General features: G+C 70.0%; 24 protein-coding genes. 6 read left to right on the top strand and 18 right to left on the bottom strand.

The window, feature by feature from the left end:
- Window positions 1-25 precede the first annotated feature (25 nt).
- Together AB0I49_RS23675 and AB0I49_RS23670 are read right to left on the bottom strand one after the other, a co-directional pair.
- The gene (locus AB0I49_RS23675; RefSeq protein ID WP_363229033.1) at window positions 26-613 is read right to left on the bottom strand and encodes a DUF4276 family protein; all 588 of its coding nucleotides are present in this window, start codon (window positions 611-613) and stop codon (window positions 26-28) included.
- Complete coding sequence (locus AB0I49_RS23670) at window positions 603-1,796, bottom strand: ATP-binding protein (RefSeq protein WP_363229032.1); 1,194 nt, start codon at window positions 1,794-1,796, stop codon at window positions 603-605. Before AB0I49_RS23670 ends, AB0I49_RS23675 begins: the two co-directional genes overlap by 11 nt.
- Window positions 1,797-2,375: 579 nt before the next feature.
- Between AB0I49_RS23670 and AB0I49_RS23665 the strand changes: the two genes are divergently transcribed.
- Together AB0I49_RS23665 and AB0I49_RS23660 are read left to right on the top strand one after the other, a co-directional pair.
- On the top strand, window positions 2,376-2,546 hold the full coding sequence (locus AB0I49_RS23665) for a hypothetical protein (protein ID WP_363229031.1): 171 nt from the start codon (window positions 2,376-2,378) through the stop codon (window positions 2,544-2,546).
- Window positions 2,547-2,883: 337 nt separating this feature from the next.
- Window positions 2,884-4,020 carry a helix-turn-helix transcriptional regulator gene (locus AB0I49_RS23660; RefSeq protein WP_363229030.1) on the top strand — a complete coding sequence of 379 codons (1,137 nt, stop codon included), beginning with the start codon at window positions 2,884-2,886 and terminating at the stop codon, window positions 4,018-4,020.
- A gap of 73 nt (window positions 4,021-4,093) precedes the next feature.
- On the opposite strand, the gene gatB is transcribed toward AB0I49_RS23660, so the two are convergent.
- The 7 genes from gatB to AB0I49_RS23625 all read right to left on the bottom strand — a co-directional run bounded on the left by gatB (window position 4,094) and on the right by AB0I49_RS23625 (window position 13,398).
- The gene (gatB, locus tag AB0I49_RS23655; protein ID WP_363229029.1) at window positions 4,094-5,602 is read right to left on the bottom strand and encodes an Asp-tRNA(Asn)/Glu-tRNA(Gln) amidotransferase subunit GatB; all 1,509 of its coding nucleotides are present in this window, start codon (window positions 5,600-5,602) and stop codon (window positions 4,094-4,096) included.
- Between the two features lie 14 nt (window positions 5,603-5,616).
- Entirely contained in the window at window positions 5,617-5,859 is a 243-nt protein-coding gene (locus tag AB0I49_RS23650; protein ID WP_363132168.1) for a hypothetical protein, read from the bottom strand.
- Window positions 5,856-7,349, bottom strand: coding sequence for an Asp-tRNA(Asn)/Glu-tRNA(Gln) amidotransferase subunit GatA (gatA, locus tag AB0I49_RS23645; RefSeq protein ID WP_363229028.1), 1,494 nt, complete (start codon window positions 7,347-7,349; stop codon window positions 5,856-5,858). The genes AB0I49_RS23650 and gatA overlap by 4 nt, the downstream gene beginning before the upstream one ends.
- A 1-nt stretch (window position 7,350) precedes the next feature.
- A complete protein-coding gene (gene gatC / locus AB0I49_RS23640) occupies window positions 7,351-7,647 on the bottom strand; it encodes an Asp-tRNA(Asn)/Glu-tRNA(Gln) amidotransferase subunit GatC (protein WP_363132166.1) in 297 nt (98 codons plus the stop codon).
- Between the two features lie 173 nt (window positions 7,648-7,820).
- Window positions 7,821-9,977, bottom strand: a complete 2,157-nt coding sequence (locus AB0I49_RS23635) for a bifunctional diguanylate cyclase/phosphodiesterase (protein ID WP_363229027.1) — start codon at window positions 9,975-9,977, stop codon at window positions 7,821-7,823.
- Window positions 9,978-10,162: 185 nt separating this feature from the next.
- Complete coding sequence (gene ligA, locus AB0I49_RS23630; RefSeq protein ID WP_363229026.1) at window positions 10,163-12,352, bottom strand: NAD-dependent DNA ligase LigA; 2,190 nt, start codon at window positions 12,350-12,352, stop codon at window positions 10,163-10,165.
- Window positions 12,353-12,384: 32 nt separating this feature from the next.
- The gene (locus AB0I49_RS23625) at window positions 12,385-13,398 is read right to left on the bottom strand and encodes a methionine synthase (RefSeq protein WP_363229024.1); all 1,014 of its coding nucleotides are present in this window, start codon (window positions 13,396-13,398) and stop codon (window positions 12,385-12,387) included.
- 84 nt (window positions 13,399-13,482) lie between these two features.
- On the opposite strand from AB0I49_RS23625, the gene AB0I49_RS23620 reads away from it, so the two are divergent.
- Complete coding sequence (locus tag AB0I49_RS23620; RefSeq protein WP_363229023.1) at window positions 13,483-13,926, top strand: DUF3592 domain-containing protein; 444 nt, start codon at window positions 13,483-13,485, stop codon at window positions 13,924-13,926.
- Window positions 13,927-13,957: 31 nt separating this feature from the next.
- On the opposite strand, the gene AB0I49_RS23615 is transcribed toward AB0I49_RS23620, so the two are convergent.
- The 8 genes from AB0I49_RS23615 to AB0I49_RS23580 form a co-directional block, all read right to left on the bottom strand.
- Window positions 13,958-14,647, bottom strand: coding sequence for an SDR family oxidoreductase (locus tag AB0I49_RS23615; protein WP_363229022.1), 690 nt, complete (start codon window positions 14,645-14,647; stop codon window positions 13,958-13,960).
- Between the two features lie 24 nt (window positions 14,648-14,671).
- Complete coding sequence (locus AB0I49_RS23610) at window positions 14,672-15,211, bottom strand: TIGR00730 family Rossman fold protein (protein WP_030884596.1); 540 nt, start codon at window positions 15,209-15,211, stop codon at window positions 14,672-14,674.
- Window positions 15,212-15,406: 195 nt separating this feature from the next.
- Window positions 15,407-16,735 (bottom strand): NADP-specific glutamate dehydrogenase, encoded by a 1,329-nt coding sequence (gdhA, locus tag AB0I49_RS23605; protein ID WP_363229091.1) that lies wholly within the window; start codon window positions 16,733-16,735, stop codon window positions 15,407-15,409.
- A gap of 297 nt (window positions 16,736-17,032) precedes the next feature.
- On the bottom strand, window positions 17,033-18,193 hold the full coding sequence (locus AB0I49_RS23600) for an NAD(P)/FAD-dependent oxidoreductase (protein ID WP_363229021.1): 1,161 nt from the start codon (window positions 18,191-18,193) through the stop codon (window positions 17,033-17,035).
- A 177-nt stretch (window positions 18,194-18,370) separates the two neighbouring features.
- Window positions 18,371-18,868: an FBP domain-containing protein gene (locus AB0I49_RS23595; RefSeq protein ID WP_363229020.1), complete on the bottom strand. Its 498-nt coding sequence runs from the start codon at window positions 18,866-18,868 to the stop codon at window positions 18,371-18,373.
- Between the two features lie 53 nt (window positions 18,869-18,921).
- Window positions 18,922-20,541 (bottom strand): MFS transporter, encoded by a 1,620-nt coding sequence (locus tag AB0I49_RS23590; RefSeq protein ID WP_363229019.1) that lies wholly within the window; start codon window positions 20,539-20,541, stop codon window positions 18,922-18,924.
- A gap of 674 nt (window positions 20,542-21,215) precedes the next feature.
- The gene (locus tag AB0I49_RS23585; protein WP_363229018.1) at window positions 21,216-21,644 is read right to left on the bottom strand and encodes a hypothetical protein; all 429 of its coding nucleotides are present in this window, start codon (window positions 21,642-21,644) and stop codon (window positions 21,216-21,218) included.
- A gap of 171 nt (window positions 21,645-21,815) precedes the next feature.
- Window positions 21,816-22,325 carry an ATP-binding protein gene (locus tag AB0I49_RS23580; RefSeq protein ID WP_363229017.1) on the bottom strand — a complete coding sequence of 170 codons (510 nt, stop codon included), beginning with the start codon at window positions 22,323-22,325 and terminating at the stop codon, window positions 21,816-21,818.
- 290 nt (window positions 22,326-22,615) lie between these two features.
- Here AB0I49_RS23580 and AB0I49_RS23575 point away from each other — a divergent pair, with 290 nt between their 5' ends.
- From AB0I49_RS23575 to AB0I49_RS23565, 3 genes are read left to right on the top strand one after another with little or no spacing between them, the layout of a single operon-like run.
- Window positions 22,616-23,470 (top strand): helix-turn-helix transcriptional regulator, encoded by an 855-nt coding sequence (locus AB0I49_RS23575; RefSeq protein ID WP_363229016.1) that lies wholly within the window; start codon window positions 22,616-22,618, stop codon window positions 23,468-23,470.
- 12 nt (window positions 23,471-23,482) lie between these two features.
- Complete coding sequence (locus AB0I49_RS23570) at window positions 23,483-23,692, top strand: DUF397 domain-containing protein (RefSeq protein WP_363229015.1); 210 nt, start codon at window positions 23,483-23,485, stop codon at window positions 23,690-23,692.
- A 3-nt stretch (window positions 23,693-23,695) separates the two neighbouring features.
- Window positions 23,696-23,905: a DUF397 domain-containing protein gene (locus tag AB0I49_RS23565; protein WP_363229014.1), complete on the top strand. Its 210-nt coding sequence runs from the start codon at window positions 23,696-23,698 to the stop codon at window positions 23,903-23,905.
- Window positions 23,906-23,925: 20 nt separating this feature from the next.
- On the opposite strand, the gene AB0I49_RS23560 is transcribed toward AB0I49_RS23565, so the two are convergent.
- Window positions 23,926-24,636 carry a type 1 glutamine amidotransferase domain-containing protein gene (locus AB0I49_RS23560; protein ID WP_363229013.1) on the bottom strand — a complete coding sequence of 237 codons (711 nt, stop codon included), beginning with the start codon at window positions 24,634-24,636 and terminating at the stop codon, window positions 23,926-23,928.
- Window positions 24,637-24,659 lie beyond the last annotated feature (23 nt).

Raw genomic sequence — 24,659 nt, 5'->3', positions numbered from 1 at the left:
CCCATGCCAACGGGCTGTCATGTCGTTACAAGAAGCGCAGCTTCTCCATCGCCGCTCGGAGTTCTCGGACCCAGCGCCGGTAGGCGGGAACCTTCCACAGCTGTTCGAGAGACACGGCCTGTCCCAGCCGGTCGAAGTCCCTCGCGGCGTCGCGCCGCCCGCCGAGAGCCGCCTTCAACACAGCCTTGGGATCGGCGACCTTCTCCACGTCATGCGGTACTTCCCACGCCGTATCGCTCGCGGGCGACGCTTCACGCAGCGCGTTTACGTCGGCCAGTATCCATGCCTCGGTTTCTCGTACGGGCACCAAGGCGACGATCCGGGACGCGTCGTCGGCGAACTGTTCCCGGACCGAGTCCACCTTGCCGCGCTCGTTGTGATCGTTATGGATCATCACCACATCGAAGTAACGCAGCAGCTCGGCCACTTCCCGCACCACCGCGTCCCGTGATGCCACCGTGAAGCGTTCAGCTGCGACGACTCCTGAATAGTCGAAGCCGGAGGGAGGCTCACAGGCCAGTTCAGCGATCTGCCGGTCGACGAGAGGAGTCAGAAACCACTGATCGCTACGTGCCTCGGTGATCAGCGCAGCGCTGAAGTACCTACGCCCCATGCTCGAACCGTCCTACCGGATCAAGGAACTTACGCACTTCGAGCGGTGTCACAAAGGCCCCCCGAGCGCCGCTGTCGGCGACTCTCCTGGAACGCGTCAGCCGACGCGGCGGAAGCCCATCGCCGAACCGGGTCACCGTGTCCAGGAAGACCACTGAATCCGGCGCCTCCTCCAGCGCGGCGGCGACCGCGACGGGCGAGTGCGAGGTGATCAGGGTCTGTCGCCCGTGCCCCGACGTGAGAGTCGTACGGTCGCTGGTCCGGCCGCACAGCCTGGACAGCAGACGAGGGACACGAATGGGGTGAAGGCCGTTCTCTGGCTCTTCCAGCATGAGAACCCCTTCGTGAGCGGGGTCGTGGGCCGCGGCAAGCAGCGCCAGGACACGCAGCGTGCCCGCCGAGGCCGTACTGGGTGTCATACGCGGCTCGTGCTTGTGTTGAAGCCAGACATCCCACTGCCCCCACTCGGCGTTGGCTGCCACGGAGATCTCCGCGAGGTCGGGCAGGAGCGCTACAGCATCGGCCTTGAAGTCGTACCAGCTCTCGGGGTGGCGGGACAAACGCCCCAGAACGGCCCCCAGGTTCTTGCCGTCTTCCGCGAGGGGCGCGATGTCGTAGGTGGACGAGACAACACGCATCGCCTTGGGGGATGGCTCGAGGATCCGCCAGTTCTTGGTGGCTTCGGCCAGCTCATCGCCGTACGGGCTGTCACGTACGGGCTGTTCGACCGCATGGAGTTGCCCGTTGTCCCGGCGCGACGAACTGGTGGGGAGTTTCAGACGCTCCACATATTCACCGGAGAGGTCGTATCCGTGCTGGGCATTGCCGACGTCGACACTCACCCGCAGCGGTTCCGGCGGGTCCGCGTATTGGACACGGGCCGCCACCCGCAAGTGGCAGTACCCACGGTCTCCGTGCACAAGGACATCGACCGCGATACGCATGACCCCGGCCGGATGGCCGTCCGCCCCCCGCCGGAACAGCTCTTTCGGCCCACCGCGACGGGCATGGTCGACCAGAGTCTGTCCGGTCGGCTCGCGGATCAGCTGCCCGAGCAGATCCACGGCCTCCAGAAGGTTGGACTTGCCGGAAGCGTTGGCCCCCACCAGGACGGCGAACGGCGGCAGGTCGAGGGCGAAGTCGTCGAACGACTTGTAGCCGTCGATCTCGATCCGGGTGATCACCGCTGCTCCTCACTACCACGTGTGCGCACGGGCAGCGCCACACTAGCCGTTCCAGCCTCCAACCCTGGCCCGGGTCACAGTCACGCCCGCACCCTGTCTGGCCCCGCCTGCTCAGAAGTGACCCTCATGGCTTGCAACATGGCCTGGAACGGCGCTAGTTGAAAGCTCACTGATCGACGGAGCCCACTCGCTGTCACTACAAGGTCATACCGAACACCTGACGGACTACCGGACAGTAGCGGCAACGCGACACGACACAAGCAAATGTGACATGGGTCACATCGATCGGTGACGATTCACCCCTACCCCAGAAATGGAACGCTTCCTCAGCGCCGCCCAGTTCGCCGGATTCGCTCTGAGCAGCACGTTCGATGCAGCGTCACCACCGGTGTGCGGAAGCGGAGTTGCGGTTCCACTTCACCGGTCGCCGTGGGGTACGCATGTGCGCGCCGCATGTTCGGGTGACGTCCGAGGGAACCGGTAGGCTCATCACAACTCTCTTCCGGTCCCGGGTCGGCGGGTACACGTGGCCAACCGGCCTGACCCCCACAAGGACACCTGGAAGGGAGCACGATCCACATGGCTGACGACTCCACACTGGACGAGGAGGACGGGGAGGAACCCCCGGACCGACACGACCAGGAGGAGCCGGATCGCGGTAAGACGTGGAATGAATGGGCACAGCTGATCTTCGACGGGATCGTCGCATTGGCTGCGCTCTGGGGGATCATCCACGGCAACGGCGGATGAGGAAGCCCTCCTCATCCGCCGCCTGATACCGAGCCGGCCCGGCCCGCGTTCCTGGCTGACACCCCGGACGCGGGCCACCATGCTTTACGGCTCGCTTTAATGCCGCATCTCAACAGCGTTATCAAAACGTGGAGCATGCACTCCGTGCCGTGAATACTGCCGGGATAGAGCGTACGCCGGGAACCCCATTCGACTCCAAACGATACCGGCCAAGTCTTTGATCAGTGTTCAAGCCCCGTCCCGGGCGACGAAGACACCCATGCATGCACAGAGCTGACCCTAGACGGTACCCTCCCGTGTCAGCTCGGCTTCGTTGCAAGTGAGTTGGGAGGATTCCATGGCTCGCGGAGCCGCCCCATTCGACCACCGTGCGCTACGGGAACTGCGCCGCAGCACAGCCGTGTACGGGCACCAGCTCAGCGCCGCCGAGCTGGCCCGCAGACTGGGCACGTCGAAGGCGCGCGTCCTGGCGTACGAAGGCGGTACCTCGGTACCTGAGGCCGGCCGCATCGCCGAACTGGCCGAAGTCTTCGGCGTACCGACGAAAGCCCTGTACCGGATGCCGCCCAGGCTCGAAGACGGCATACGGCACCTGCGGTTCTCCGCGGGGCTGACCATGGCCGAGCTGGCCACCCGCCTGGGGATCAGTGGCGCGGCCTACCGCGACCTGGAACATTACGCTCTGCTTCCGGCCCGCAACGACGGCACGCTGCCCTTGCGGTTGGCCCGTGAACTATGCGTCTCCCTAAGGGAGATCGAGACCGCCCTGAACCGGCATCCGCACGCCACCGAACGCCGCCGGAAGATTACCCAGATGTTGGAGCCACTGTTCCTCCGCGCCCACGTCAGGAACGCCCCGGCGGTCGTCGACGTGGACGAGCCCGCGCTACTGAACATCGCCCGCCTCCTGCGCAGACCCCCCGGTGTGGTGAGTCGATTGGTCAACTATGAGTTGTCCCGCTTACGCGGCTGGCTCCGGATGCGGGCAGAAGCCGAGGTGAGAGTCGCGTACGCGCAGAACGAGCGGGAAGCCTCGCGAGCCCAAAAACGGATCGCAGCCACCACTAGGTATATCGACCGGGCTGCCCAGCGTGCTGCGGCGACCCTGGTCCGCTTCCTGGCCGAGGCCATGAGCAGCCGACAGTGGAGGACGGTGGTGCACCTGGTGAACAGGGAGGTAACCGTGCCGGAGTCGCGGGCTCGGGAGCTGGCCGATCCGGAAGCATGGGACGGCCTGGTCGCACGCCGTTTTGTCACACACGAACGATCCTCGGACAGCGGCCCCGGCGCATACTCGCTCTCGGCTCAGGGGCTCGACAGGATCCTGGCCCAGGCCCAGTTGTACGCCTGTCTGTATCCGCGCGCCTCCACACCCCACGCTCACCTCGCGCATATGCAACGACATCGGCTATCGCGACGTGCGACGGTTCGGCGGATGGAGGCTGCATCGACGCCTTCGGACTCGTCGGCCTGAGGTGACAGCACCATACATATACGAGACGGCCGTCCTTCCAAGAAGGGCGGCCGTCTCGTACACAGCAGAGGTGTCAGCCCTCGACGCCCAGCCGCTCCAGGATCAGTTCGCGGACGCGGGCCGCGTCCGCCTGGCCGCGGGTGGCCTTCATGACCGCGCCGACCAGGGCGCCCGCCGCGGCGACCTTGCCGCCGCGGATCTTGTCGGCGATGGCGGCGTTGCCGGCGATGGCCTCGTCCACGGCCGTGCCCAGCGCGCCCTCGTCGGAGACGACCGCGAGGCCGCGCTTCTCGACGACCTCGTCCGGCGAGCCCTCGCCCGCGAGGACGCCCTCGATGGTCTGGCGGGCCAGCTTGTCGTTGAGGGAGCCCTCGGCGACGAGCGCGCAGACGCGCGCGACCTGGGCGGGGGTGATCGGCAGGGCGGCGAGGTCGACGCCGTCCTCGTTGGAGCGGCGGGCCAGCTCGCCCATCCACCACTTGCGGGCCTGGTCGGCCGGTGCGCCCGCGTCGATCGTCTGGACGATCGGGTCGACCGCGCCCGCGTTGAGGATCGACTGCATGTCGTGCTCGGAGACGCCCCACTCCTCGCGCAGCCGGTTGCGGCGTACGCGCGGCAGCTCGGGCAGCGCGGCCCGCAGCTTCTCCACCCACTCGCGGGCGGGGGCCACGGGGACGAGGTCGGGCTCCGGGAAGTACCGGTAGTCCTCGGCGTTGTCCTTGATGCGGCCGGCGGTGGTGGAGCCGTCCTCCTCGTGGAAGTGCCGGGTCTCCTGCACGACCGTGCCGCCCGAGGACAGTACGGCCGCGTGCCGCTGGATCTCGAAGCGGGCGGCGCGCTCGACGGAGCGCAGGGAGTTGACGTTCTTCGTCTCGCTGCGCGTGCCGAACTTCTCCACGCCCTGGGGGCGCAGCGACAGGTTCACGTCGCAGCGCATCTGGCCCTGCTCCATGCGCGCCTCGGAGACGCCGAGCGCCTTGATGAGCTCGCGCAGCTCGGCCACGTACGCCTTGGCGACCTCGGGGGCCCGCTCGCCGGCGCCCTCGATCGGCTTGGTGACGATCTCGATGAGGGGGATGCCGGCCCGGTTGTAGTCGAGCAGCGAGTGGGACGCGCCCTGGATGCGGCCGGTGGCGCCGCCCACGTGGGTGGACTTGCCGGTGTCCTCCTCCATGTGGGCGCGCTCGATCTCCACGCGGAAGACTTCGCCGTCCTCCAGCTGGACGTCCAGATAGCCGTTGAAGGCGATCGGCTCGTCGTACTGGGAGGTCTGGAAGTTCTTCGGCATGTCCGGATAGAAGTAGTTCTTCCGGGCGAAGCGGCACCATTCGGCGATCTCGCAGTGCAGCGCGAGGCCGATCTTGATGGCGGACTCGACGCCGATCTCGTTGACGACCGGCAGCGCGCCGGGCAGGCCGAGACAGGTCGGGCAGGTCTGGCTGTTGGCGTCCTGCTTCAGCTCGGTGGAGCAGCCGCAGAACATCTTGGTCTTGGTGCCGAGCTCGACGTGCACCTCAAGACCCATCACGGGGTCGTAGGCGGCCAGCGCGTCGTCGTACGGCACCAGGTCGGTGACAGTCACGGAAAACTAACCTCTCAGCCCTGCAGGACGTCGTCGTCGCCCATGCGGCGCAGCTCGCGGACGAGCAGGGCGACACCGGTGGCGATGGCGGCGGCCGAGACCACCGCGTCGATCAGCTGGAGCGTGTCCTGCTCGAAGCGGGCCTTCTTGGCCTGCTTCGCGACGCTGATCGCGCCGAAGAGCGTGGTGCCGATGGACAGGTACGTGCCGGGCTTGGACTTCTTGAAGCCCTTGGCCTTCTCGAGCTTTCCACTCATAGCGACGGTGCCTCCTCAAGCAGCGGGTGTCCCCAACGTGCCTCGAAGGCGGCCTCCACGGCCGCTCCGACACGGTAGAGCCGGTCATCGGCCATGGCGGGGGCGATGATCTGGAGTCCGACGGGCAGCCCGTCCTCGGGCGCCAGTCCGCAGGGCAGCGACATGGCCGCGTTGCCCGCCATGTTGGTCGGGATGGTGCACAGGTCGGCGAGGTACATCGCCATCGGGTCATCCGACCGCTCCCCGATGGGGAAGGCGGTGGTCGGGGTGGTCGGCGAGATCAGCACGTCCACGGACGCGAAGGCGCGCTCGAAGTCGCGCGTGATGAGCGTGCGGACCTTCTGCGCGGAGCCGTAGTACGCGTCGTAGTAGCCGGAGCTGAGCGCGTACGTGCCGAGGATGACGCGGCGCTTGACCTCGTCGCCGAACCCGGCCTCGCGGGTCAGGGCGGTGACGTCCTCCGCCGACCTCGTGCCGTCGTCGCCGACCCGCAGGCCGTAGCGCATGGCGTCGAAGCGGGCCAGGTTGGAGGAGCACTCGGACGGCGCGATCAGGTAGTACGCGGCGAGGGCCTTGTCGAAGGACGGGCAGGAGATCTCCACGACCTCCGCGCCGAGCTCGCGCAGCAGCTCCACGGACTCGTTGAACCGCTGCATGACGCCGGCCTGGTAGCCCTCGCCCGCGAACTCCTTGACGACGCCGACGCGCATGCCCTTCACGTCGCCGTGGCGCGCCGCCTCGACGACGGACGGGACCGGGGCGTCGATGGACGTCGAGTCGAGCGGGTCGTGCCCGGCGATGGCCTCGTGCAGGAGGGCCGCGTCCAGGACCGTACGGGCGCAGGGCCCGCCCTGGTCGAGGGAGGACGAGAAGGCGACCATGCCGTAGCGGGAGACGCCGCCGTAGGTGGGCTTGACGCCTACGGTGCCGGTGACGGCGGCCGGCTGGCGGATGGAGCCGCCGGTGTCGGTGCCGATGGCGAGCGGGGCCTCGTACGAGGCGATGGCCGCGGACGAGCCGCCGCCGGAGCCGCCGGGGATGCGGGTGAGGTCCCAGGGGTTGCCGGTCGGGCCGTACGCGCTGTTCTCGGTGGAGGACCCCATGGCGAACTCGTCCATGTTGGTCTTGCCGAGGATGACGATGTCGGCGTCCTTCAGGCGCCGGGTGACCGTCGCGTCGTACGGCGGGATCCACCCTTCGAGGATCTTGGAGCCGACGGTGGTCGGGATCCCCTTGGTGGTGAAGATGTCCTTGAGCGCGAGCGGCACGCCGGCCAGCGGGCCGAGCTTTTCGCCGTTCGCGCGCTTCTCGTCCACGCGGCGGGCCTGCGCGAGCGCGCCGTCCCGGTCCACGTGCAGGAAGGCGTGGACCTTCTCGTCGACGGCCTCGATGCGGGCCAGGTGGGCCTCGGTGACGGCGACGGCGGTCACCTCGCCCGAGGCGATCTTCTCTGCGGTCTCGGCGGCGGTGAGCCTGGTGAGATCGGTCATGTCAGTCCTCCCCCAGGATCTGCGGCACCTTGAAACGCTGCTGCTCCTGGGCCGGGGCGCCGGAGAGCGCCTCCTGCGGGGTCAGCGACGGACGGACCTCGTCCGGTCGCATGACGTTGGTCAGCGGCAGCGGGTGGGACGTCGGCGGTACGTCCTCGTCGGCCACATCGGAGACGCGGGCGACCGCGCCGATGATGTCGTCGAGCTGTCCGGCGAAGTGCTCGAGCTCTTCGTCCTTGAGCTCCAGACGCGCCAGCCGGGCGAGGTGGGCGACCTCCTCGCGCGTGATGCCAGGCATGCAGCGATCCTCAGGGTGAGTGTGTAGGTTTCGGGCCCAATCCTATGGCTCCCGACGCGGTGCCCGCGAAACCCTTTCCCCTGACCCGGCCCGAGGCCGCCGGCGGAAGGCCCGCGCCCCCTTCCGAGGCCCGCCGGCAGCGAGCCCCCGCCCGTCCCCTACCTCCCGCGGGGCTAGAGCATCGGGCGGCGGGACGCGGTCCCCGCTTCTTCGGCCGGGGCCGGGGCCGGCGGCATCTCCGGTTCGGTCGGCGGCACGGGAGCGGCGGCGGGCGGCGGGGGCTCGCCCTCGCGGTGCCAGCCGCTCTCGCTGCGCAGCCGCAGCCAGGCGGTGGTCTCGTCCGGCGGCATCGCGGCGGCGACCAGCCAGCCCTGCACCGCGTCGCAGCCCAGGTCGCGCAGCCGCTCCCAGGTCTCGTCGTCCTCGACGCCCTCGGCGACCACCAGGAGGCCGAGGGAGTGGGCGAGGTCGAGGGTGCAGCGGACGATCTCGGCGTCCTCGGTGTCGACGACGAGCCGGGCCACGAAGGACCGGTCGATCTTCAGCTCGCTCACCGGGAGCCTGCGCAGGTGCACGAGCGAGGAGTAGCCGGTGCCGAAGTCGTCGAGGGACATCTTCACGCCGTGCCCCGTGAGCCCCGCGAGGGTGTCGGCGGCCCGCTGGGGGTCCTCCAGCAGGACGTGTTCGGTTATCTCCAGTTGCAGTGATCCCGGCGGCACCCCGTGCCGGGCGAGGCGGGCGGCGACGGCTCCGGCGAAGCCGGGTGAGTGGACGTCACGCGGGGAGACGTTGACGGCGACCGGCACCTCCAGCCCCATGGCCCGCCACTTGGCGACCTGTCCGAGGGCGGTCTCCAGGACGTACTCGGTGAGCCGGGGCATCAGGCCGGACGACTCGGCGATGGCGATGAACTCGTCGGGCGGCACCCGGCCGCGGTCGGGGTGCACCCACCGCACGAGCGCTTCGAGCCCGGCGACGTGGCCGTCGAAGCCGACCTTCGGCTGGTAGTGCAGCTCGACGTCGCCCGCGTCGAGGGCGCGCCGCAGGTCGCCGAGGAGGCCCAGCCGGTCGGGGGTGTTGCCGTCCCGGCGGGCCTCGTAGACCTCGACGCCGCTGCGGTCCCGCTTGGCCTGGTACATGGCGACGTCGGCGCGGCGCAGCAGCCCTTCGGCGTCGAGGGCGTGGTCGGGGTAGACGGCGACGCCCGCGCTGGCTTCGAGGACGAGGGTGAGCCCGTCGAGGTCGAGGGGGGTGCCGAGGCCCGCGACGAGCGAACGGGCCACGCGCTGCGCGCTGGTGAGCGAGTCGACGGTGGGCAGCAGCACCGCGAACTCGTCGCCGCCGAGCCGGGCGGCCTCCGCGCCGCGCGGCAGGGCGAGCCGGAGCCGGTCGGCGATCTGGAGCAGCAGCCGGTCCCCGGCGAGGTGGCCGAGGGTGTCGTTGACGGAGCGGAAGCGGTCGAGGTCGATGAGGACGAGGGCGGTGCGGGTGCCGTCGCGCTGGGCCTCGTCCAGCGCGGACCAGGTGCGCTGGAGCAGCCGCTGGCGGTTGGGGAGGCCGGTGAGCGGGTCGCGCAGCTGCTCCTCGGCGCGGGCCCGGGCGATCCACAGGGTGGAGTCGAGGGAGATGAGGGGCACGGCGAAGAGCGGGAGGACGATCGGTTCGCTCATGGCGACGACGGCGATGAGCGGGGCGAGGCCGAGCAGCGCGACGCCGATGAGGGCCTGCCGGACGAGGGCGGCGCGGGCGACGGTGGGGAGTTCGGCGCGGCGCGGGGCCATGCAGTACCAGAGCAGGAGGCGGGTGACGACGAGGTAGGCGAAGGCGGCGAGGGCGACCTCGGGGGCGGTCGCCGCGTTCCATTCCTCCGGCCGCCAGGGCGTCTCCACGGTGGGCGCGGTGGAGAACGCGGCGAGCGCGAGGGCCGCCGCGCCGATGCCCAGGATGTCGACGGCGCTGTGCAGTACCGCCTGTCGCCAGCGGTGTCTGCGGGCGGCGGCGACGAGCGCGACCACGGCGAGGCTGATGAGGACGGCGGGCAGCCAGCCGTAGAGCAGCAGGACCGCGAGGGTGAGGGCGGCTCCGGAGCCGGTGCCGCCCCACCAGCGGTCGCGGCCTAACGCGACGAGGTGGCCGACGATGATGCCGGTGAGGGCGGCGAGCCCCCAGCCGACGGTGGCGCCGGGGAAGAGCGCCCGCCCGGCGTCGAGTGTCCGGTAGGCCGCGATGGCGAGTGCGATCACGGCCAGGGCGACCGCTGACGTCGGCAGCGCCGGCAGGGCCAGCCGGCGCAGCCGTGACGCCGGTTCGGCGCTGTCGGTGGGTTTCATGCCCGTCCCTCTCACAGCCTTCGATGCCCGCGCCACGGCAGGCGCACATCTCAACAGTAGGCCGCAGAGGGTTGCGGCGGGCCGCGATCGGCTACGGTTTCCCGATTGCGGCCTGGTCCTCCGCCACCCTCTGGTATGCGCTCCAGGGTTGATGCCCGCTGACTATGCCGGGACTCCTGATCGGACTATTCGGGTGGGGTCACGGCCGCTTCGCGTGCGGCGTCCGGCCCCTGTTCGAGGAGTACGGCGAAGCCGTCCTCCTCCAGTACCGGCACCTTCACCTGCATCGCTTTGTCATATTTCGATCCGGGGTTGTCGCCGACGACCACGAAATCGGTCTTCTTCGAGACCGAACCGGTCACCTTCGCCCCCCGGCTCTGCAGCGCCTCCTTAGCGCCGTCCCGCGTGTACGACTGGAGCGTTCCGGTGACGACGACGGTCAGGCCCTCCAGCGGCCGCGGACCCTCATCGTCTCCCGCCTCCTCCTCCATGCGTACCCCCGCGGCGCGCCACTTCTCCACAATCGCGCCATGCCAGTCCTCCGCGAACCACTGCTTCACGGACGCGGCGATGGTCGGACCCACGCCCTCGGTGGCCGCCAGCTCCTCCTCGCTCGCCTCCGCGATCCGCTCCAGCGACCGGAATTCACGGGCCAGCGCCTCCGCCGCGACCGGCCCCACGTGCCGGATCGACAGCCCCGTGAGGATCCTGGCCAGCGGCCTTTCCTTCGCGGCCTGGATGTTCTCCAGCATCGACAGGGTGTTCTTCTTCGGCTCGCCCTTCTGGTTGGCGAAGAACGTGACGATCTTCTCCTCGCCCGTCTCCGGGTCGCGCTTGGGCAGTCCGCTGTCCGGGTCGAGCACATACGACTTGATGGGGAGCAGCTCCTCGACGGTGAGGTCGAAGAGGTCGCCCTCGTCCTTCAGCGGCGGCTCGGCGGGCTCCAGCGGCTGGGTCAGCGCGGTGGCCGCCACATAGCCGAAATTCTCGATGTCCAGGCTCTTGCGGCCCGCGAGATAGAAGACCCGCTCCCGCAACTGGGCGGGGCAGGAACGGGCGTTGGGGCAGCGGAGGTCGATGTCGCCCTCCTTGGCGGGGCGCAGCGCCGTGCCGCAGTCCGGGCACTCGGCGGGCATCGCGAACTCCCGCTCGCTGCCGTCGCGCAGGTCCACGACGGGCCCCAGGATCTCGGGGATCACATCGCCGGCCTTGCGCAGCACCACCGTGTCGCCGATCAGGACGCCCTTGGCCTTGACCACGTCCTGGTTGTGCAGCGTCGCGAACTCGACCTCGGAGCCGGCGACCGTGACGGGCTCCACCACCGCGTACGGCGTGACGCGGCCGGTGCGGCCGACGCCGACGCGGATGTCGACCAGCTTGGTGTTGACCTCCTCCGGCGCGTACTTCCAGGCGATGGCCCAGCGCGGGGCGCGCGACGTGGACCCCAGCCGCCCCTGGAGGGGGATCTCGTCGAGCTTGACGACCACGCCGTCGATCTCGTGCTCCATCGAGTGCCGGGTCTCGGTGTCGCCGAAGCGCGCGATGAACTTCCGCACGCCCTCCAGCGAGTCGACCACCTGGTTGTGCCTGGCGGTCGGCAGCCCCCAGTCGCGCAGCAGGTCGTACGCGTGCGACTGGCAGTCGATGTCGAAGCCCTCGCGCGCGCCGATGCCGTGCACCACCATGTGCAGCGGCCGGGTCGCCGTGATCTTCGGGTCCTTCTGGCGCAGCGAACCGGCCGCCGCGTTGCGCGGGTTGGCGAACGGCGGCTTGCCGGCCTCCACCAGCCGGGCGTTGAGCTCCTCGAACTTCTCCATCGGGAAGAAGACCTCGCCGCGCACCTCGACCAGGTCCGGGACCCGCTCCCCCTCCAGCCGGTGCGGGATCTCGTCGATGGTGCGGACGTTGGGCGTGATGTCCTCGCCGGTGCGGCCGTCCCCGCGGGTGGCGGCGCGGGTCAGCCGCCCGTGCTCGTAGGTGAGGTTGACGGCGAGGCCGTCGACCTTGAGCTCGCACAGGAAGTGGTACGAGGTCCCCTCCCCCACCTCCTTGGCGACGCGCTCGGCCCAGGCGGCCAGCTCCTCGTCGTCGAAGGCGTTGTCCAGGGAGAGCATGCGCTCGCGGTGCTCGACGGTGGCGAAGTCGGTCTCGTAGGCGCCCGCGACCTTCTGGGTGGGCGAGTCCGGGGTCCGCAGCTGCGGATGCTCCTCCTCCAGCGCCTCCAGGGAGCGCAGCAGCTTGTCGAACTCGGCGTCGCTGACGACCGGGGCGTCCCGCACGTAGTACCGGAAGCGATGGTCCTCGATCTGCTCAGCGAGTCGCGCGTGCTTCTCCCGCGCCTCCGCGGGCACCGCTGCGTCCTGTTCGCCTGCCACCGTCTCGTCCTCCCGTTGCTCCAAGAGCGCCGTCACTCAGGGTTGTCCGCGAGCGATCTCGCCGCCTTGACGCAGTGTGCGAGGGCCGTACGGGCATATGCGGGCGAAGCGCCCGCGAGCCCGCACGCGGGGGTGACCACGACGGACTCCGCGAGAGTCCCCGGTGCCAGCCCCAGCCTGCGCCACAGCGTCCTGACACCCATGACGCTACCGGCAGGGTCCGACAATGGGCCGTCGATGCCCGGCACCACGCCCGCGAACAGCGCCGTCCCGCCCTCCACAGCCTCCCCGACCACCTCCTCCTCACGCTCGGTGAGCAGCGAGAAATCGAACGACACGCCCGCGGCCCCGGCCCGCCGCAGCAGGCCGAACGGCACGTCCGGCGCGCACGAGTGGACGACGACCGGCGCGCCCCCGGCGACGGCCACCACGTCCCGCAGCGCGCCCTCCACCACGCTCCGGTCCACGGCCCGGTGGGTGCGGTAGCCGCTGGCCGTACGCACCTGGCCGGTCAGCACCGCGGTCAGCGACGGCTCGTCGAGCTGGAGCACGAGGCGGGCCCCTGGCACCCTGCGCCGCACCTCCGCCAGATGCGCCCGCAGCCCCTCGGCGAGCGACGCGGTCAGGTCCCGGCACGCCCCCGGATCGCGCAGCGCCGCTTCGCCGCCGCGCGTCTCCAGGGCGGCGGCCAGCGTCCACGGCCCGACGGCCGACACCTTCAGCGGCCCCTCGTACCCCTGGGTGAACTCCTCCAGCGCGTCGAGGTCCTCGCCCAGCCACGACACCGCGCGTCTGGTGTCCCGCCCCGGCCGGTCGCTGATCCGCCACCCGCTGGGCTCGACATGCGCGTACACCTCCACGAGCAGCCCCGCGGTCCGCCCGATCATGTCCGCGCCGGGCCCCCGCGCGGGCAGCTCCGGCAGATGAGGGAACGCCTCCAGCGATCCGGTGACGGTCTTCGCGGCCTCGCGCGCGTCGCCGCCGGGCATCGACCCGACGCCGGTCGCCACGCCCGCGGCCCAGCTCTTCTCGCTCTTCTCACTCACCCCGGAAGGGTACGAGAGTACGAGCACGCGGGAACCGCGACCGTCCGGGCGGAGTCTCCGTCCCAGAAACCGGAGGTGTGTGCCATGTCCTTTCTGTCCAGCGCACTCGTGCTCGCCATCCCGGCGCTGATGGCCTGCCTCGCGCTCTACGGCATCGGCAGGGTGGCCGAACGGCGGCGGCGCCTCACCACGCTGTGGCGTACGGGCCTGACCGCCCAGGGCCGCTGTCTGCGCGCGTACGCCACCACGCGGGGCGGCGACGGCCGGCACACCGTCCTCCGCCACGTGTACGAGTACCGGACGCGCGACGGCCGCCCGGTGCGGTTCGAGGAGACGGGCCCGGCCACGGTGATGGCGGGAGACACGCTCACCGTCCGCTATTTACCGGACCAGCCGGAGCAGGCGACCGCCCTCCAGCCCGACAACTCCGGGATGCTGCGCGCGGCGGCGGCCTCGATGGCGGTCCTCACCGCGCTCCTCGCGGTCATCGTGTGCTGCCTCGCGGTGTACGTGGCGGTGTTCATGTAGCGCGTACCCGCCCGTTCGAGAGCGCCGCGCGTCAGCGCCCCGGCCGCACCGTGATGTCGTTGATCTCCGCGTCCCGCGGCAGGTCGATCGAGAGCAGGATCGTCTTCGCGATCGACTCCGGGTCGATCCAGCGCCCGGCGTCGTACTCCTTGCCCTCCTGCTGGTGCACCTTCTCCTGCATCGCCGTGGCGGTGCGCCCCGGATAGACGGACGTGACCCGCACGCCGTTGCCGTGCTCCTCGGCGCGCAGCGAGTCGGCGAGGGCCTTGAGGCCGTGCTTGCTCGCGGCGTACGCGCCCCACTGGGGGCCCGCGCTGAGGCCGGCGCCGGAGTTGACGAAGAGGACGTGGCCGTGGGCGATGCGCAGCTGGGGCAGGAACAGCCGGGTCAGTTCGGCCGGGGAGACGAGGTTCGCGGCGAGCTGGCGGTTCCACGCCTTCGTGCTCAGCTCGCCGATGCCGCCGAGGTCCACGACGCCCGCGATGTGCAGCAGCGTGTCGACGCGGTCGGGGACGGACTGCTGGCTGAGCGCCCAGGAGAGCCGGTCGGGGTTGCCCAGGTCGGCGACGAGGGTGCGGGCGCCGGGGTAGCGCTCGGCGAGCTCCTTGGCCCGCCCCGCGTCGCGCGCGAACAGGTACAGCTCGTCGCCGCGCGCCAGCAGCTTCTCGACGACGGCCGCCCCGATGCCCGAGCCGGCCCCAGTGATCATGTGCGTACTCATGGGACCCAGCTTGCCCTACGGGACTTACTGGACTCCGGCCGACTCTTCGAGGTACGCCATGGTGCCGACGCCGTCCTCGGCGAAGAAGACCAGCTCCGTCAGCGGGATCGGCAGGAAGCCCTCTTCCTCCATCCGCTGGAACTGCTGCTTCAGCCCGTCGTAGAAGCCCGCGGCGTTCAGCAGCACCACGGGCTTGCTGTGCATCCCGTGCTTCTTCAGCTCCAGGATCTCGGTCGCCTCGTCGAGCGTGCCGGTGCCGCCCACCATGATCACGATCGCGTCCGCGCGCGCCAGCAGCAGCGCCTTGCGCTCCGCGAGGTCCTTGGTGACGATCATCTCGTCCGCGTTGGTGCGCGCCTTCGCGGCCAGGAACTCCACCGAGACGCCGACCAGTTTCCCGCCGTTGTCCTGCACCCCGTCCGCCATGACCTTCATCAGGCCGGACTCGGAGCCGCCCCACACCATGGTGTGGCCGCCCTTGCCGATCAGCTCGGCGAATTCACGAGCGGGGGCGGTGTAGCGGTCGTCGAGGTCGGCGGCGGAACAGAAGACGCAGATATTCATGGGTGCCACGTTACGCGCGGCACGTGCCTTGCCGCCCCCGCCATTGCGGGCGACAAGGGCTGCGGCCCCTGGCTGGTTCCGTGAGCGCCCGTACGTCCGTACAGGTCCGCCCCGGTCTCTGTGTTCTCGTTCGCACCGGCCGAGCGCCCTCGCCCGGCCTCGTTCCGGGCCGGTCAGATGCCGGTCAGATGCCGGTCAGATGAGGCCCTGCTCCAGCATCGCGTCGGCGACCCGCTCGAATCCGGCGATGTTGGCGCCCGTCACGTAGTCGCCCGGCACGCCGTAGCGCTCGGCGGTCTCGAAGCAGGTGGCGTGGATGCCGCGCATGATCTCCGCGAGCTCGCCCTCGGCCCGTTCGAAGGTCCAGGACTCGCGCCCGGAGTTCTGCCGCATCTCCAGCGCGCTGGTCGCGACGCCGCCCGCGTTGGCCGCCTTGCCCGGCCCGAACGCGACCCCGGCCTCCCGCAGCACGGTGACCGCCTCCGGCGTGGCCGGCATGTTGGCGCCCTCGGAGACGGCCTTGACCCCGGCGCGTACGAGCGTACGGGCGGCGTCGCCGTCGAGTTCGTTCTGGGTGGCCGAGGGCAGCGCGACGTCGGCGGGCACGTCCCAGACGGAGCCGCCCGGCACGTATGTGGCCGAGGCGCCGCGCCGCTCGGCGTACTCGATGATGCGGCCGCGCTCGACCTCCTTGATCTGCTTGAGCAGGGCGAGGTCGATGCCCTTCTCGTCCACGATGTAGCCGCCGGAGTCCGAGCAGGTCAGCACGTTGGCGCCGAGCGCCTGGGCCTTCTCGATCGTGTAGATCGCCACATTGCCCGAGCCGGAGACCGTGACCTGCTGCCCGTCGAGGTCCTCGCCGCGCTGCTTGAGCATCTCGGCGGTGAACAGCACGTTCCCGTACCCGGTGGCCTCCGTACGGGCGTGGGAGCCGCCCCACTGGAGCCCCTTGCCGGTGAGGATGCCGGCCTCCCAGCGGTTGGTGATGCGGCGGTACTGACCGAACATGAAGCCGATCTCCCGGCCCCCGACGCCGATGTCGCCGGCCGGTACGTCCGTGTGCTCGCCCAGGTGGCGGTGGAGCTCCGTCATGAACGACTGACAGAACCGCATCACTTCGGTGTCGGACCGGCCGTGCGGGTCGAAGTCGCTGCCGCCCTTGCCGCCGCCGATGTTGAGCCCGGTGAGCGAGTTCTTGAAGATCTGCTCGAAGCCGAGGAACTTCACGATGCCGAGGTTGACCGAGGGGTGGAAGCGCAGCCCGCCCTTGTACGGGCCGAGGGCGCTGTTGAACTCCACTCGGAAGCCCCGGTTGATGTGGATCTGCCCGGCATCGTCCTGCCACGGCACCCGGAACATGATCTGCCGCTCCGGCTCGCAGATCCGCTCCACCAGCTTGGCCGCCGCGATCTCCGGCCGCGCGGCGAGGACCGGCGCGAGCGTCTCCAGGACCTCCAGCGTGGCCTGGTGGAACTCGGGCTCGCCGGGGTTGCGGCGTATCAGCTCGTGGTGAAAGGACGACATCACATCAGTACTCACATCGGTCCCCTTCCAGGACAGCGAATATGACCATGCCGTTTCTGGTATGGCCATGCGACTTTAAGCGCCGGACGCACCGGGGAGGCCGCCGGGGCGGCGACGGAACACTGGCCGCGCTGCGCGAAAGCCGGGCGGGAGGGGCCGCTCGCCGTGCCAGGACGGGGTGCTCGCCGTCCTTCCGGAAGACGACGCCATTGGCTTCCTTTGCCCCCGAATGAGAGATCAGAACCTGCGAAGGGGCCTTACGCAGGGATGACATAGCTCTCAGTCGGGTCGGACGGGTCATGAGGGCTCGGCGTCCCCGGTGAGGGCGGCCAGCAGCTCTTCGGGGGTGCGGTCGTTGACCGCCACGGCAGCGGCCGCGGCGGCGGCGCCGCGGGGGAACAGTTCCCGCTCGTACGCGGCGAGCGCGGCCTCGACGTCGCCGGGGTGCGCGGCGAGGGCCTGCCCGAGTTCGGCGCCGTCCTGCATGGCGAGGTTGGCGCCTTCGCCGTCGGGGATCGAGAGGTGGGCGGCGTCGCCGATCAGGGTCACGCCCGGCGTGCGGTCCCAGCGGTGCCCGACCGGCAGGGCGTGGAGCGGACGCAGTACGGGCGCGGTGTCGGCGTCGGTGATCAGCGCGGTGAGCTCCGGCGCCCAGCCGTCGAACTCCGCCGCGAGGCGCGCGGTTGCCGCGTGGGTGCCGGTGCCGGTGCCGGTGAAGTCGATGTCGGCGAACCAGTCCAGCGGCTTGGACAGCGTTATATAGGTGTGGATGGTCGCACCGCTCTCCCGGTGCGCCGCGATCCACGCCCGCTCCCCACTCGGGACGATGACGCCGAACGAGCCGCCGCCGACCGCTTTCGCGGTGGCGGGGTGACGGGTCTCGACGTCGAAGAGATACGTCTCGACGAAGGACCGGCCGACGTACTCAGGGGTGGCGTCCGAGAGCAGCGGACGCACCCGTGACCAAGCGCCGTCCGCGCCGACCAGCAGGTTCGTGGTGACGGTGGAACCGTCGGCGAACGTCACCTCGTGGCGCCCGTCGCCAAGGGCGCGGGTGCCTACGGCCTTGTGCCCCCACTTGACGGTCCCGGCCGGGAGGGAGTCGAGCAGAATCCGCCGCAGTTCGGCACGCTGCACCTCGGGCCGGCCGCCCGTACCGTCGTCCGCCTTGTCGAGCAGGACATTCCCGTCCCGGTCGACGAACCGCATCGCCTGGCGGCCCTCCAGGATGATGCCGCGGAACTCGTCCATCAGGTCGGCCGCCTTGAGGGCGAGCTGTCCGTTGTAGTCGTGGATGTCGAGCATGCCGCCCTGCGTACGAGCCGTCGGCGACGCCTCCCCTTCGTAGACCGTGGCGGGTATGCCGTGCAGGTGCAGGACGCGGGCCAGAACGAGTCCGCCGAGGCCGGCGCCGATGATCGTGACGTCCGTGGTCGTGACGTCGGTGGTCGTGGTCATGGTGTTGCTCCTTGCCTGTCGGAGGCCGGCCGGGCGGGCGCCCGACCGGCCTCGGGCAAGATTCCGGCCTCCGGCCGACAAGGAGCCGATGCCGGGCCGATGTCGGCCCGACGCCGGGGCGACACCCGCCGACGTACGGCCGTCGAGCCCCTGTCGGTCTCATCGGTCTCATCGGTCTCAGTGGAAGACCCGCTCCACGAACGCGTCGATGTTGCCGCGCAGGCGCTCGATCTGCTGCTCGACTGTGAGGTACTCCTCCATGTGCCCGCCCGCTGCCGCCTTCTTCCGGCCCCGTACGTACAACGAGCAGTCCAGGTCGGCGCAGATGTAGAAGCCCACCGAGTTGCCTCCGCGGCCGGCCGGGCCCGCCTTGGGGGCGGTCATGAGGGAGACGCCGCTGCCGGGATGCGTGGTCAGGCACAGCGAGCACAGGCTGCGGCGCAGGAAGCCGCGGTTGCCGGAGACGGAGCGCAGGGACAGGCCGACGAGTTCATCGGCGCGTTCGACGACGAGATACTTGCGATCGGGCGCGGACAGATCGAACCAGCCCAGGAAGTCCAGGTCGTCCCAGTGGTCGAGGTCCGCCAGGTTCTTGGGCAGGGGGAGGCGTTTGGCCTCGCCCTTCGAGCAGTTGACGAACGAGGTGCGGATGTCGTGCTCGGTCAGGGGTTTCATGAAGGGTCCTTCGAGAAGTGAGGTGGAAGGCGGCGGGACACGGCCCTGGCCGGCTAGGCCGGTGCGTCGTTTCCGGCGGGCTTCGGCGTCTTGCGCCGTACGGTGAGGCCCGCTACCAGGGCGGCGAGCAGCAGGACGCCCGCCGAGCACCAGTAGGCGACGGAGAAGCCGTGCACCATGCCTTCGTCGATGGTCGCGCCGCCGTGGGCCGGACCGTGCGCGTGCGCGTGGACATAACGGCTGGTGGCGCCGGTGGCGATGGTGTTGAGCAGGACGGTGCCCAGCGAAGCGCCCATCTGCTGAATGGTGTTGAGGGCGGCCGAGGCCACACCGGCGTCCTGCGCGGGCACGCCGGCGGTGGCCGTCGCGTAGACCGGCATGAAGGTCAGGCCCATGCCCAGACCGAGCAGCAGCAGGGCGGGCAGCACGTGCGGGAGGTACTGCGCATGCACGGTCAGGCGGCTGAGCAGCACCATGCCGACGGCGGCCAGCGCCATGCCGGACGACATCAAGACGCGCGGTGCCGTGCGGGGCAGCAGGCGGGCCGCGATCTGGGTCGCGCCGATGACGATGCCCGCTGAAATCGGCACGAAGGCCAGGCCCGTCCGCACCGGCGGGTAGCCGAGGACGACCTGGAGGTAGTACGTCAGGAACAGGAAGACGCCGAACATGCCGATGGTGGCCAAGCCCATCGTCGCGAGCGATCCGGCCCGGACACGGTCCTTGACGATGCGCAGCGGCAGCAGCGGGTTCGCCGCGCGGCTCTGCCACCACACGAAGGCGGCGAGCAGGACCACGCCGGCCGCGAGCGGCGTGAGCACCAACGGGCTGGTCCAGCCGCGGGGTTCGGCCTCGCTGAAGCCGTACACGAGGGCGACGAGCCCGCCGCAGCCCAGCAGCGCGCCCGGCACGTCCAGACGCCCGCCCCGGCGGCCGGAGCGGTCGCGCAGGAAGGCCGGTGCGCCGATCAGGGCGGCCAGCGCGATGGGCACGTTGACGTACAAGGACCAGCGCCAGTTCAGGTACTCGGTCAGCAGACCGCCCACGATCAGCCCGACCGCGCTGCCGCCGCCGGCCAGCGCGCCGTAGACCCCGAACGCCCTGGCCCGCTCCTTGGGGTCGGTGAACGTCGTCGTCAGCAGCGACAGGGCCGAGGGCGCCAGGACCGCCGCGAACGCGCCTTGCAGGGCCCGCGCCGCGAACAGCATCCCGGGACCGGCCGCCGCGCCGCCGAGCGCGGAGGCCGCGGCGAACCCGGCCAGGCCGATGACGAAGGTGCGCTTGCGCCCCACCAGATCGGCGATCCGGCCGCCGAGCAGCAGCAGCCCGCCGAAGGCCAGCGTGTAGGCGGTGATCACCCACTGCCGGTCGGCGTCCGACATGCCGAGAGCGTGCTGGGCGGAGGGCAGCGCGATGTTCACGATGGTGCCGTCAAGGATCACCATCAGCTGGGCGAGGGCGATGACGGCCAGCGCCCACCAGCGCTTCGGATCCGGTGCCGGAGTCGATGCCGGGGCCGGAGTGGGAGTCGGTGCCGGAGTGGGAGTCGGTGCCGGAGTGGGAGTCGGTGCCGGTGCCGGAGTCGCGGCGGGGACCTCGCTGTCCGGGGAACGGTCGGTGGCCGCGGAAGGGGCGGACGGGAGGGATTCCCCTCCGGGACGTTTCTTGCTCATGACGATCACGTACGTTTCGTGTCGAAGTGCTGTCGGGACAGCCGGCCAGGGAAGGTCGCGGTGGTGACGACGGGCCGGTGTACGCAGCACGGGGACACGGCATGGCGATAGGGCAGCGGGAACCGCGGACAGCACCCGGGGCCTGCCTCACCAGCCGCGTGTCACTCACGCCGGCGCAATTGCCGGTCGTGAGGCGGAGCGTGCCGAGCTCACGGTGACCAGCAAAAGAAGGGCCCGTCTTCGGGCGCGCGCCCCCGCAGCCCGCGCGGCGACGAACGACGCAGGCCAGGACATCTCGTGACGCGGCATCTCAAGGAGACGCCGAAGACAAGAAACAAGAAGGGGGAAGAGTTACCGCGCACCGCAGAGGAGGGAGGGCACACGGCCGGAGGCAACTATGGCCGCAACGCATTCAGCACGGTCCATGTCTCTCGCCTCCTTCCGGGCAGGGCACGCGGTGCGTGTCGACGCCGAGCGCGCCGAGCGGGGCGGCAGAGAACCTGCCGCGCGAAATCCCGAACAGACTATCCCATCGACACCACCGCGCGACCGGAATTACCGACCGCCCGCGCGCACGGAGGGGCGTGGTGCCAACCCCGAGCCGGAGTACAGCTGCTGGTGCGGCCCCGACACGTAGGCGGCATTCGATCACTGAATACAACGGACGTATTCGTCTAGACGAGCGTGAGCGCCGCAGCCGCGATGTAGACGAGCTGCCACAGGCTCCGCCGCACGATCGGATCGCCCTGGGCGACGTGCCGCCTGGCGGCGGACACGTTGGCGGGGAACATCGCGACCATGAGCGCGATCAGGCACCAGGCGGCCGCGGTCGATGTGGCGGGGGTCAACAAGCCGATGGCACCGGCGAGTTCGAGCACCCCCGTGGCCGTCACCAACAGGTCCGGTCGGGGCAGCGCCGGAGGCACCATGCCGATGAGGTCGGCGCGCAGTTTGGGGTGGGCGTGGGCGGACGCGGTGAACAGGAACATCAGGGCCACGCCGACCCGCAGCGCGGACTGCCAGTCGTCGAGCGCACCTACCCCGGCCACGCCGATCAGGCGCGCCACCGCGAACCCGACGACGAGGGCGATGAAGGGTTCCACTCGGTCCTCCAGTGGGTGACGGCCGTACGACCAGGGGGGCGGGGGCCCAGTGCACCACCGGGCGCCGCCCGGCCGACCGGCGAAACCGCCCGCCGGACCCGACCAGGTGTACGGCCCCACCCGAACGGCCGCGTTGAACCGCTACGAGCCGCGTCGCGGCGGGCCCGCCGCTCAGGCGGCGAGCGCGGAGGGAAGGGCAGGCCCGGGCGGAACGGGACCGACCGCGAGCGCGAGTTCGAACCAGACCGTCTTGCCGCCGGGCCCGTTCGCCCCGCCCCCTATGGCACACCCGCCCCAACGATCGGCGACCAGCTCCACGATCGCCAGCCCCCGCCCGCTCTCGCCGTCGGCCGGCGGCTCGTACCGCTGAGGCAGATCCGGACTGGCGTCCCAGACACTGACCCGCAGCACCGGGTACAACCAGTGCAGCCGCACGGTCGCGGACCCTCGCGTATGCCGCACGGAATTCGTGGCCAGCTCACAGGCCAACAGCTCGGCGCGGTAGCTGAGTTCGGTGAGCTCGTGCGCCGCCAGGATGGCGCGCAGGGTGATCCGCGCGATGCGCGGCCCGCGCGGATCACACGGGAAGCCGAGTTCGTACTGCCAGGGTTCCGTGAACGGGATGGGGGCCGGGTGGTCTGCGGGACGGCCATCGGCGTGGGGGGATTCTTCTGTCCTCACGAGGCACCTCCTTGGGTGCGGGCGTGCGATGACGAACGGACGTGTGCCGGTGATCGCCGGTGGCGGGCGGTGGCTTTGCCGGTTCCCCCCTGCGGAGCCGGGTCGTTTCCGGGTGGGCAGGGGGGACCGGTGCGCTTCCGCCCGTGACGGCGACGCGAGTGGCACGCCTCACAGAGTAAGGCCAAATCCCATAACTGTTATGCCAAGTCACCCTGAAGGGTTAACATCTCGTCCTCGGTGGACCGTACGCACTCGCCTGGGCACACTGTGCTCGGACGAGAAGAGGGCACATGGCACCACGGCAGATTCCGACCATCCTGCAACGCCGATTCGGCGTCGAGTTGAGAAGGCTCCGCGAAGCGGTCGGCATGACCGCTCCGACAGCAGCCGGCCTTCTCGGCACCGACCGAACCGTCATCTCCAACGTGGAGGCCGGACGGTTCGGCATCAGCGAGGAACGTCTGCGAAGGCTCGCGAGCATCTACGAGTGCGACGACTCAGCCCTGATCGATGCGCTGGCAGAATTGACAGGCGGCCGCAAGTCGGGGTGGTGGGAGGACTACCGGGGCAAAGTCCCGCCGGGTTTCCTGGACGTCGCGGTACTGGAACACTACGCGGCGCGTCTGCGCACCCTCCAAATCGCGCACCTGCCTGGCTTGTTCCAAACCGAGGACCACGCCCGCGCCATCTTCGACCTCCGCGTGCCCCCTCTGCCGCGCCTCGAAGTCGAACTACGGGTGGCACACCGTTTGGCGCGCCAAACAGTCATCACCGGTGACCACGCCACCCCGTACACCGGCGTGATTCACGAGGCTGCCATCAGGATGCAGATCGGAGGGCGCGCCATCACGCGCGCCCAGCTCACCCACCTGATGGAGGAGAGCACGCGACCCAACATCACACTCCGGGTGATCCCCTTCACCGCCGGGGGATTCCCACTGCTCGGCGACGCTTCCGTCCTCTACGCCGAGGCGCCGAACCAACACCTGGACACCGTGCAACTGGACGGGCCCACCGGCGCGGTGTTCTTCGACTCCCCCACGCAGCTCGCCAACTTCCGGACGCGACTGGACTTGGTGGACAACGTCGCGTTGACTCCGAGTAAGTCCAGGCAATTCATCCGCTCCGCGCTCAGGGATCTGTGAGAGGTGTCTTACGTGCACGGCCTTCGTTGGCTGAAGTCCTCGTTCTCCGATGAGGGAGGCAACAACTGCATAGAGCTCGCCGCCTACGAGAACGACAGGATCGCGCTCCGCGAGAGCGGCAGTCCGACCGCCGTCCTCTCGCCGCACCGAGACGCGTTGAGCGCGCTCGTTCGAGGCGTGAAGTCGGGAGCCTTCATCCGTACCGCCCCCAGGGAGTTGTGATCGATGCGGCACGCACCCCATCCCCATTGGCTGAAGTCGTCCTTCTCCGGCGACGGCGGCAACAATTGCATCGAGCTGGCCGCGACGCGCAACAGCGGTATCTCACTTCGCGAGAGCGAAAGCCCGGCTACCGCCGTCACGACGAACCGAACCGCCCTACGTGCATTGCTGCGCCACATAAAGGCCCGCAGCACCGAACCGTTCCATTCCTGAAAGGATTTCACCCGCACCGCTCAGGTGCCCGTGCCGATCACGTCCTTCACGAGCCGCTCGGCGAGCAGTTCGGAGGACGCGGGGTTCTGGCCGGTGTACAGGTTGCGGTCGACTTGTGTGAAGGGACGCAATGGCAAGCGCCCTTTGCGGTAGTCGGCGCCGCTTTCGCGCAGGCGGTCTTCGAGGAGCCAGATCGCCTTGCGGCCGAAGCTGTTGAACTTCTCCTCCAGGTTGGACAAGCCCGTCATCCGGTATCCGGTGAACGGCCAGGAGCCGTCCTCGTTCTTCGCCGCGAACGCGGCGGCCGGTGCGTGGCACAGCAGTGCCAGCGGTTTGCCGGAGCGCAGCACGCGGGTGAGCAGCGCTCCGGAGACCGGGTCGACGGCGAGGTCCTCCATGGGGCCGTGGCCGCCGGGGTAGAAGACCAGGTCGTAGGCGTCCGGGTCGATCGCGGCCAGGGGCCGGGGGCTGTTCAGTTCGCCCTGGATGGAGTCGAGGTACCGGCTGACCTCGCGCAGTTTGGACGGCAGTCCCGCCGTGCGGGACATGCTCAGGCGGTCCAGGGTCGGCGCGGCGCCACCTGGCGTCGCGAGGGTGATCTGGCAGCCCGCGCGGGTGAAGATCTTGTGCGGCATGGCCAGTTCCTCGCCCCAGTAGCCCGAGGGGTGTACTTCTCCGTTCTTCAGCGTCCAGCGGTCGGCCGCGGATACGACGAACAGGACTCTGGTCATCTCTGTCTCCCTTGTGCGGGGCG

This window comes from Streptomyces sp. NPDC050617 (genome assembly GCF_040654795.1).
Classification (GTDB): domain Bacteria; phylum Actinomycetota; class Actinomycetes; order Streptomycetales; family Streptomycetaceae; genus Streptomyces.
Note: the sequence above shows the minus strand (reverse complement) of the source record. Positions and strands in the feature narration are given on the sequence as shown.